The sequence below is a fragment of the Prevotella sp. HMSC073D09 genome, assembly GCF_001814145.1.
GTDB lineage: Bacteria > Bacteroidota > Bacteroidia > Bacteroidales > Bacteroidaceae > Prevotella > Prevotella conceptionensis.
In genome coordinates this window covers 87331-97278 of the sequence record NZ_KV815141.1, presented here as the reverse complement: position 1 = coordinate 97278, position 9948 = coordinate 87331, and the positions used below count along the sequence as shown (strand labels likewise).

4 protein-coding genes are annotated in these 9948 nt (G+C 50.2%); all 4 read right to left on the bottom strand.

Annotated features, from left to right (window positions below):
• Positions 1-798: 798 nt before the first annotated feature.
• Positions 799-4299: a type I restriction endonuclease subunit R gene (locus HMPREF2955_RS14005; protein ID WP_246830166.1), complete on the bottom strand. Its 3501-nt coding sequence runs from the start codon at positions 4297-4299 to the stop codon at positions 799-801.
• A 17-nt stretch (positions 4300-4316) separates the two neighbouring features.
• A complete protein-coding gene (locus tag HMPREF2955_RS14000) occupies positions 4317-5567 on the bottom strand; it encodes a restriction endonuclease subunit S (protein WP_070724020.1) in 1251 nt (416 codons plus the stop codon).
• A 17-nt stretch (positions 5568-5584) separates the two neighbouring features.
• A complete protein-coding gene (locus HMPREF2955_RS13995) occupies positions 5585-7633 on the bottom strand; it encodes a type I restriction-modification system subunit M (protein WP_070724019.1) in 2049 nt (682 codons plus the stop codon).
• A 241-nt stretch (positions 7634-7874) separates the two neighbouring features.
• Entirely contained in the window at positions 7875-9506 is a 1632-nt protein-coding gene (gene cysS / locus HMPREF2955_RS13990) for a cysteine--tRNA ligase (protein ID WP_246830165.1), read from the bottom strand.
• Positions 9507-9948 lie beyond the last annotated feature (442 nt).

The following is a 9948-nucleotide window of genomic DNA, read 5'->3' as shown; positions in this document are numbered from 1 at the left end:
CAAAACGCAAGGTAAAATGGTGCAAAATGCAGTGCATTTTGCTGCTAAATGCGAGGCAAAAAGCATAAAGATACACCACAATGGCATAAATATAACCCTCTCGAACCACGATACACATGGCTAAAAAGGGCAAAATGGTCATCAAAAAGTGGGATTTTAGGGGCTAAAAGCAGGTAATTGGACTTGCAAAATTACGAGTTGGCAACCAAACTAGAAAGGCAAAATGGTGCAAAATGCAGGTTTTACTCTGAAAAACAGACAAAACATAAGGCGAGAATGCCTAGAAATTGCACCAATTTACCCACTTTACGACCCAAATTTTCGCTAGAACGGAGCGAAAATTAGAGCCGCATTGTAAAATATAAAGTAAGATTTTAAGTTTTTGAGTTGGGGAGTTTCTGAGTTGATGAGTTGGTAAGTTAATGAGTTGGTAAGTTGATGAGTTGGTGAGTTTGTAAGCTTGTAAGTTGATGAGCTTGTAAGCTTGTGAGTTGATGAGTTGATGATTTTGTAAGTTGGTGAGCTAATGAGTTGGTGAGTTTGTAAGCTTGTAAGTTGATGAGCTTGTAAGCTTGTGAGTTGATGAGTTGATGATTTTGTAAGTTGGTGAGCTAATGAGGTGGTGAGCTTGTAAGTTTGTAAGTTGATGAGTTGATGAGTTTACAAGTTAACAAGCAAACACCCCACAAGGCATATCATCCCCTCTCCCCTTGGAGAGGGGTTGGGGGTGAGGCTGGTAGGGGTTGGGGGTGAGGCCAGTTGGGGATGAGGCCAGTTGGGGTTGAGGTTTTCTCTCGCTCATAGTTTGCCTTTCAGTTCGGGTGCGCTTACCATTGTGGCGTACAGATACATGGCAACGGCGGCGTGAAGGGCCGCAGGGAGCAAGTTGGCGGGCAGGTCTTCGGCACTGTGATTCTCCTTATTGCGCCATGTAAACACCACATTATAATACTGCTTAAAGCGTTCGTGCTTGGGGTTACGCGTATGATAAAGACTGGATATGCGTGGGAAATGGCGCACGGCATCGAGCAAGGCGGGGTCACGGCCATCGTTAACAAGCGGCATGGGCACACCATGTTGCAGCCAATATATCTTTTTGAGGAAGGCCTCGAAACGGCTAACCAGGTCGGCATACCATGTTCGGAAATCCTCTTCGCGGTGCTGTGCTCGATAAAGACAATTCAGCGTGTTGCGCAATATCCGCCGAAGGCCCTGCAAGGCGGGTATCGTTTCGGCATTCACCAGGCAGAAGAACAGCCGCAACACCTCATCAAACTCCACGTTATGAACCCCATCGCAGAAGTCGGCAAAGTCTTCCTTAAATGCTTGGCGCAGCTTAAAGGCCAAATCTTGCTCATCGTATTCGGGATTGATGGCAGCCTTTACCCGTTCGCGTATCAGCTGATTAAACCGCTCTTGGAAGTCGGGCTCCGACATGTACTTACTAATCAGCTGGGTATAGGTTTCGGCCATGTCGGCCATTTTCACGTTGGTGGCCTCGTCGCACTCTTGTGCGGCCGTCTGTTCGTCGTTGTTCAGCATGGCGTCGCGCACGTTGTTGTCGTTGGTAACGCGTTGCGTAACGTCTTCCACCTGCCTTTTCACCACTTCGATGTCGTCCCAGTCGGTAGAACCGAACAGCTCGTTAAACTGCGTTTCGATAACGCTTAGTCGTTGCATGTCGGGTTCGGCCACACCTGCAGCGGTGGCCGTGGGCACAGGTTCTATCTCGGTATCGGCGTTTTGCAGTTGTATCTTTCGTTCTTCTTTCTTTTCAAGTCGATACCGGTCAAAGTCGATAGCCTCTATCAATCCGCGTGTCAGGTCGTCTGTACCCAGCGAAGGCAACTTGCGCACGAGCAGCTTAAGCAGCGTTTCGGCCTTTTCCCATTCCAACGAGCAGCTGTCCATGATGGTAGAAAGAAACTCGTAGGTGCGTATAAAGGCCTTGATGCTGCTTTTACACTCCACCTGTTCTTCTTCCGATAGGGTGCAAAAGCGCTGGCACATGGCATCGAGCAAGGGGTCCAGGGCTTCTCTTGGGGCGTTGTTCCAATAGCGTTGGTTCAGCGTTTCCAGCTCGTATTGTGTGTAAATTTGGTGTTTCTCTATCTCTGCCAGCAAGTCGTTCAGGCGGTTGGGGTCGGTTTCTCGGCTCAGGATGGTGGTTTTGTAGAAGGTTTGGAAACTCTGTTCAACGTCGTCGCAGGTGTTAACGAAGTCGAGCACAAAGGTATCTTCCTTCTTAGGGCACGTGCGGTTAAGTCGCGAAAGCGTCTGAACGGTTTGCAGTCCATGCAGCGGCTTGTCTACATACATGGTGTGCAGCAGCGGTTCGTCGTAGCCCGTCTGAAACTTGTCGGCCACGATGAGGAAACGATAGTTGCCCGTGCGGAACGTCTTTTCTATGGCCGCAGAGGGAAATCCATTAAGGCTGCCCTCGTTAACGGTCTTTCCGTTGTACTCGAAATCGCCGCTAAAAGCCACGATGGCGCGATATTGCGAATCGCGTTGGCTTAGCAAGCGGTTGACGGCAAAGAAGTAATCGATGGCTCGTTGTATGCCAGTGGTGCACACCATGCAGCGTGCTTGTCCGCCAATTTTATGCGCCACGGAGGTGTGGAAGTGCTCAACCATCACCTCGGCCTTCTTTTCAATGGTTTCGGGTTGGCGTTCAACAAAGTGGCGTATCTTTCTTAAGGCCTGCTTGCGGTCGAACTCGGGATCGTCTTCCACCCGCCGGCGAATGTGATAGAAACTTTCGTAGGTGGTGTAATTGCTCAACACGTCGAGGATAAACCCCTCTTCGATGGCCTGTTTCATCGAGTAGACGTGGAAGGGCCGATGCCCCGTTTCGCCGTCGGGCTTAATAAAGGGCGTGCCGAACGTTTCGAGAGTCTTGTTCTTCGGCGTTGCGGTGAAAGCGTAGAAGTTGGCGTTGGGCGCCATGCGCCGCCCGCACATGTATTGGGCAATGGCCTCGTTAACGGCGTCTTCAACGCTTAGCTCCGTGTCGTCTGCCACTGCCGAACCTGCCAACACCTGGTTTGTGCTGGCCGCCATCTTGCCGCTTTGGCTTGAATGTGCCTCATCTATAATTACGGCAAAGCGGTGACTGGCCAGTTCGTTGCCGATGGCGTCGAGGATGAACGAGAACTTATGCACGGTAGAAAGGATGATTTTCTTGCCGTTTACAAGGTGTTGCCGCAGGGTTTCGCTACTGTTGGCGGCATCTACGATGTTTTCATTGCGACTAAAAGCCCGCATGTTGTTGCGCAACTGCTTGTCGAGGTTAACGCGGTCGGTAACGATAATTACGCTGTCAAACAGCGGTTGGTCTCCCTCTAACAGCTCTACAAGCTGATAGGCCAACCATGTGATGCTGTTGCTTTTGCCCGAACCGGCCGAATGTTGCACCAAAAAGCGTTGCCCGATGTTGCCCTTGGCCGTTTCGTGTAGCAGTGCGCGCACCAGTTGCAGCTGGTGCCAGCGTGGCCAAATGGTCTTTTCGATGTTACGCCGGGTATCGGGATTGCGCTCGGTAACCACCTGCGCGTAGTGTTCAAGAATGTTGCTAAGGTTGCGTTTGGTAAGAATTTCTTCCCACAGATAGGCCGTTTTCAGTCCGTTGGGGTTGACGGGGTTGCCCGCTCCGTCGTTAAATCCTTTGTTAAAAGGCAAAAACCAACTGTTGGCTCCGCATAGTTTGGTGCACATCTGCACCGTATCATCGTCGGCGGCAAAGTGTACGGCACAGCGTTTGGGCATAAACAGCAGGTTGTTGGGCGAGCGGTCGGTGCGGTATTGGGCAATGGCGTGTGCCGTGTTTTGGCCTGTTATCTGGTTTTTAAGCTCCATCGTAATCACCGGCAAGCCGTTAATAAAGATGGCCACATCCAATGCCAGCGCGGGGTTTTGTGCATCGTAGCGCAACTGCCGCACAACAGAGAACTTGTTCAGTGCATACCGTTCTTCGCCCTCGGCGCTAAGTGCCGAGGGCAGGGGGTTGTAAAGCACAAAGGTGTTGCTTTGGTGTTTCAATCCCTTTCGCAACACATCCACCACCCCGCGCTTTGTTATCTCGTCACGCAGGCGTTCTAGAAACTTGCGGCGATTGACAGGCGAATGGAAGATACCCGACTTTTCCACCTCTGCGGGCTGGGTTAGCTTGAGGAAAGTTTCAAGTCGTCCAGTGTCTAGGGCATAGTGAGTGTCGTATTGATTGGTGTCGCCCATTTCGTATTGGTTATGGTTGGTAAGCCAGTTAACAATCAGGTCTTCCAACGCTTTTTCGTTCATTGTTGTAGGCATGGCGTTCAGTTTGTTTGGGTTTGTTCGTCCGTTACATTCATTTTTCCCGTTACGGCATCGCTAATCAGCCGCTGCTTATATTCCTTTACGCGTTCCACTTGCTGCTCGTAAGCATCGATAAGCTTGTTTATACTCGCCGTCTTGGCCTCGATATAGCTTACTATGGCGCGCTGTTCGGAGAGAGGAGGGATGGGGATTTCAATGTTCTTCATCTCTTGGTAGCGTGTTGTCCAAAGGTCTGCAACGATTCCTCTCCCATTCCTATAAAACTCTTCAACAAAGTTGTTGCAGCGAAATAGGTAATGATAGTATTCTTGTTCGCCGTCAATTGGGTAAATAACGATATTGATAAGCGAAACAGAACCATCAAAAGGAGAAATTCCCCCTGAACCTTTTCTATCACTTCGCGAATTAACAACATAGTCGCCTTTACGCACTAGCTTACGATTTTCTCCATTATCAGTTTTACAGGCGGTATCTAGTTGTGGTAATATCCCATCTTTTGTAACAGACAACGGTGCGAAATCTTTATCAGAAACTTTTTGGATTCGTGGAATAAAGTGTTTTCTTAACTTTGAAACTTCCCAATGTTCAGGTATTTCTCCAAGCCAATTAACTCCTGATTGTTTTCGTTTAGCGTTCGGATTTGTATCTATTCCCTTTGTCACAGCATTAGCAATAACTGCTTGTTTCAGTTCTTTTAGCAGTTCAATTTGTTGCGTTTGTTTGGCTACATACGTGTCAATCTGCCCCACCTTGCCATCTAAATACGAAACAATGGCACGTTGTTCGGCAAGGGGAGGGATGGGAATATCGATGTTCCTCATCTCTTGATAGCGTGTTGTCCAAAGGTCAGATACGATACCCCGCCCATTACGGTAGAACTCTTCAACGAAGTTGTTGCAACGAAAAAGATAATGATAGTATGCTCGTTCACCATCAGTTGGTTCCATTACTATATTGATTAGTGAAACGGATCCATCATAAGGAGACACACCGCCAGAGCCTTTTCTATCACTTCTCGAATTGACAACATAGTCTCCCTTACATACTAGTTTACGATTCTCCCCATTTTCTGTTTTACAAGCGGTATCTAATTGTGGTAAGACACCGTCTTTTGTTACAGATAAGGGAGCGTAATCTTTATCAGATACCTTTTGGTTACGAGGTATAAAATGTTTTTTTAGTTTAGAAATTTCCCAATGTTTAGGTACATTCCCTATCCATTTAATCCCACTATTCTTGCATGTCTTCATACTAATGTTTTTTCTTCTTACGCATTGAGAATATCAGCAAGCAGTCCATCCGTTTCTGTTTCAATGGCTTTGATGTCGGCTTTGATGTTGGCGAGAGGTCTCAGTTCAACGGGTTTGTAGAAGTATTTGGTGAAAGAAAGCTCGTAGCCCACCTTTGTTTCGCCCTCGGCCACATAGGCATCGGGGGTGTAGGGCAACACTTCGTTGCGCATAAAGGCCTCGATGCCGCCTGGATAGGTTAGTGGCACCTGCTCAGTATCTCGCAAAGCGCGGTCGGCTTCGCCTGCAACGGGCTCGCAAGAGGGGTCGGTCACGGTGATAAGTGCACGCAGCTTGTTCTTAACCGTTTTGGTTAGCTTGCCCAAAGCGGCAGCGTAGGCATCCCAATTGTTTAGCGGCGTGTGTTTGGGAACGGCTTGCATGGCCGCCTTACAGGCCTCTTGCTCCTTGGCTGTGAGCTTACCTGCGGTGATGTCGTTTTGTGGCAGCACGCGCAAACGCAGCGGGCGGTCTACCTTTATTTCCCAATAGCCAAACTCTTCGTTGGCGAATATCTTGCTTTGTGGCGTTTCTTCAAAGCGGTTTAGCAACTGCAAGATTTGCTGGCGGTCGGTTTCGTTGGTCTCGCAGTTCTTTTCGCCCAGGTTTTTCCTTAGTGGTGTCTTGATGTCTGTTGCATCAATCAGTTGCACCTTGCCGGCCCTGCGTGGCTCTTTACGGTTGGTTACCACCCATATAAAGGTGCCAATGCCCGTGTTGTAGAAGTCTTTCTCGGGCATAGCGATGATGGCTTCCAGCCAATCGTTCTCAATAATGTGCCGCCGCAGGTTGCTTTCGCCACCGCCGGCGTTGCCCGTAAAGAGGCTCGAACCATTGTGCACCTCTACGATACGCGTGCCCAGCTCGGTGTCGTTCTTCATTCGCGAGATGTTGTTGGCAAGGAAAAGCATCTGCGGGTCGCCCACATCGGGCACAAAGCGCAGGCCGTTGTGCGGGTCGTAACCCTGCGGCAGCACAAAGCGTGGGTCGGTTATGTGTTGCTTTTCGTTGTCTTTCAGTCCCCAAGCCTGCAAGTCTGTTTTCCAAGGCGTGCCGAAAGGGGGGTTGGAAATGCAAAAGTCGAACTTCATTCCAGGGTGTCCGTCGTTGCTGATGGTTGAACCGCAAAAGAACCTTTCGCGCCTGACGCCGGCGTTGAGATAGGTAAACGAGTTGGTGATGGACGAGAGCATGAGGTCGGCCTTGCATGTGGCGTATGTTTCGGGTTGCATCTCTTGCCCGTAGAGACTAATCTTTATGCGCTTGCGTTGCTCTTTGGCGATGTCGGCAATGCGTTGTTCGGCGATGGAAAGGATACCGCCCGTGCCGCACGCGCCATCGTAAATGGTGTAGGTTCCGTTACGCAACTTGTTGGCGACGGGCAGCACGGCGATGTCGGCCAACAGCGCAACATAGTCGCGCGGAGTGAAATGCTCTCCGGCTTCGGTAACGCTATTTTCCTCGTTAAATTTGCGCAACAGCTGCTCGAAAAGCGTTCCCATGGTGTGATTGTCCACCCCTGGCAGCCTTTCGTTGCCCTCGGCATCGAGCACGGGGTCTTTTCCGAGGTTTATTTCGGCATCGGTAAACTTCTCGATGATGCGGCCCAAGCGGCCAGTGTCGCTAAGGTTGTCTACTTGTTGTTTCAGCTTGAACTTCTCGATAATGTCTTGTACGTCCTTGGAAAAGCCGTCGAGGTACTCCAAGAAGTTCTGTTTTAGGCGTACGGGGTTGGTTTCTCCGCGTAACGTCTTCATGGTAAAGCGCGACGTGTTGCAATAAGCAAGCCCCGTGCGGCGTATGAGCATGCTTTCTTGCTGCGTTTCGTCGACCCCTTGTTCGGTTAGTTGCTGTTTGAGCTGCAACACCTGCTGATGGGTTGGTTCGAGCAAGATGTCGAGCCTTCTAAGCACCATCATGGGCAGGATAATCTTCTTATAGTCGCCCTTGTTGAAGGCTTGTACCAACACGTCGTTGGCAATATTCCATATAAATGTGAAGAGGGTGTTGTATTGGCTTGGGTTCATTACGAGCTGTTTTCGGTTTTAATGTATAGGCACTTGTGGGTGTTTGCACAACCATTTACAGGCCTTTGCATGGCAGGTGTTGCCTGTTTGGGGAGTACAAGGCACTTTGTAGCGCGAGTACAAGATGCTTGTAGTGGGCGTACAAGATGCTTGTAGCGTGTGTACAAGATGCTTGTAGCGCCACTACAAGGTGCTTTGTAGTGGGGCTACAGCATGTGGGCGGCGCAATGTTTTGGCCGCATTACTTATTCAGTTTCCACGTTGCGCCGTCCTTGGTGTCTTTCACTTCAAAGCCGGCGGAGGCCAGTTCGTCGCGTATGCGGTCGCTGGTGGCCCAGTCTTTGTCGGCCTTTGCCTTGGCGCGCAGGTCGAGAACCATGTCTACAACGTGGCCGAAGGCTTCTTCGCGGGCATCGTTGTTGTTGCCGTTTTCGGCGTTCAGACCCAGCAGTTGGAAGGCAAAGAGGCGCATGGTGGCGGCTAATTGCTCCAAGTGTTCGGCCGAAATCTGCGCCTTGTGGTCGATAAGGGTGTTGATAAGTCGGCATGCCTCGAAGAGATGACTTAGCACCATAGGTGTTTGAAAGTCGTCGTTCATGGCCTCGTAGCACTTGCGGGGCAGTTCGTTCACGATGGTTGCCGTGGCCTCGTCGCTGGCTTTGGCAGGCTGAATGCGCAGTAAGTCGGCAATGCCGTTTAGCAATCTTTCGAGTCCTTTCTCGCTGGCTTGCAGAGCCTCGTTAGAGAAATCCACCGTTCCGCGATAGTGGGCAGAGAGAATGAAGAAACGGATGGTCATGGGCGAGTAGGCCTTTTCGAGCGCGGGATGTGCGCCGTTGAAGAACTGTTCGAGCGTGATGAAGTTGCCCAAGCTCTTTCCCATCTTCTGTCCGTTGATGGTTATCATGTTGTTGTGCATCCAATAGCGCACCATCTGTTCGCCTTCTGCGGCCACGGCTTGGGCAATTTCGCACTCGTGATGGGGGAAGATGAGGTCCATTCCGCCACCATGAATGTCGAAATGTTCGCCCAAATACTTCCTTCCCATTGCCGTACACTCGCAGTGCCAACCAGGAAATCCCTCGCCCCAAGGACTTGGCCAGCGCATGATGTGTTCGGGTTGGGCGTGTTTCCACAGCGCAAAGTCGGCCTGATTTCGCTTTTCGCCCACGCCGTCGAGCTGTCGCGAGGCGTCTAGAACGTCTTCGAGGTTGCGGCCAGAGAGTATGCCGTAGCGGTAGGTTTGGTTGTACTTGGCAATGTCGAAGTAAATAGACCCATTGCTTTCGTAAGCAAAGCCATTGGCTAGTATCTTCTTCACCAGCTCTTCTTGCTCGATGATGTGCCCCGATGCTTGTGGCTCTATGCTAGGCGGTAGCACGTTGAGTTGTTGCATGGCAGCATGATAGGTGTTGGTATAATGCTGTGCAATCTCCATCGGTTCAAGCTGTTCTAGTCGCGCTTTCTTGGCTATTTTGTCGTCGCCATCGTCTGCATCGTGTTCAAGATGCCCCACATCGGTGATGTTTCGCACGTAGCGCACCTTGTAACCCAGGTGTTGCAGGTAGCGAAAAACCACGTCGAAGGTGATGGCGGGCCGCGCATGACCCAGGTGTGGGTCGCCATATACAGTGGGTCCGCATACGTACATGCCCACGTTGGGGGCGTGTAGGGGTTCGAAACGCTCTTTTTTGCGAGTGAGGGTGTTGTAGATTAATAGGGGGGATGTGGATAAATCTACCCCACAACTGGCCTCACCCCCGTCCCCTCTCCAAGGGGAGAGGGGCGTGGTATGCGGTGTTGATTCGGTTGTTTGCGCCGAGTTGCTTTGAATTTGCGCTGAGTTGTCAGCGGGTTTATTTTGTTCGTTCATATTTATTATATTATCAGCCTCACTCCCAACCAGCCCACCCCCAACCCCTCTCCAAGGGGAGAGGGGAGTGGTATGCTGTGTTGTTTTGGTGAGTGACGACTCGTTATTACTATGATTGGGTTGTTGTTGACTTATATTTTGTTGTGAACTACGTGAGTAGTATGGAGTAAGTAGTAAAGTAACGAATGTTGATTACTTACGTTTACCTGGCACTACAAGGCTATTCACGTCCCTCTCCCCTTGTAGAGGGCGTGGTATGCTATGTTGTTTTGGTGAGTGAAGGTAAGTGAATACTCGTTATTAACTACGATTTTATTAGGCTATTACCTCACAAGGTTTATCGTATAGCTAGTACTACCGTGTGCCATCAAATGCCACAATAAGTTAGAACTGCCACAACGTTGCAAGGCTAATCACGCCCCTCTCCCCTTGGAGAGGGGTT

Bases quoted from the DNA above. Each gene is read 5' to 3' on its own strand.
- HMPREF2955_RS14005 (WP_246830166.1), bottom strand. From the start codon at position 4,299: ATGAACGAAAAAGCGTTGGAAGACCTGATTGTTAACTGGCTTACCAAC.
- HMPREF2955_RS14000 (WP_070724020.1), bottom strand. From the start codon at position 5,567: ATGAAGACATGCAAGAATAGTGGGATTAAATGGATAGGGAATGTACCT.
- HMPREF2955_RS13995 (WP_070724019.1), bottom strand. From the start codon at position 7,633: ATGAACCCAAGCCAATACAACACCCTCTTCACATTTATATGGAATATT.
- cysS (WP_246830165.1), bottom strand. From the start codon at position 9,506: ATGAACGAACAAAATAAACCCGCTGACAACTCAGCGCAAATTCAAAGC.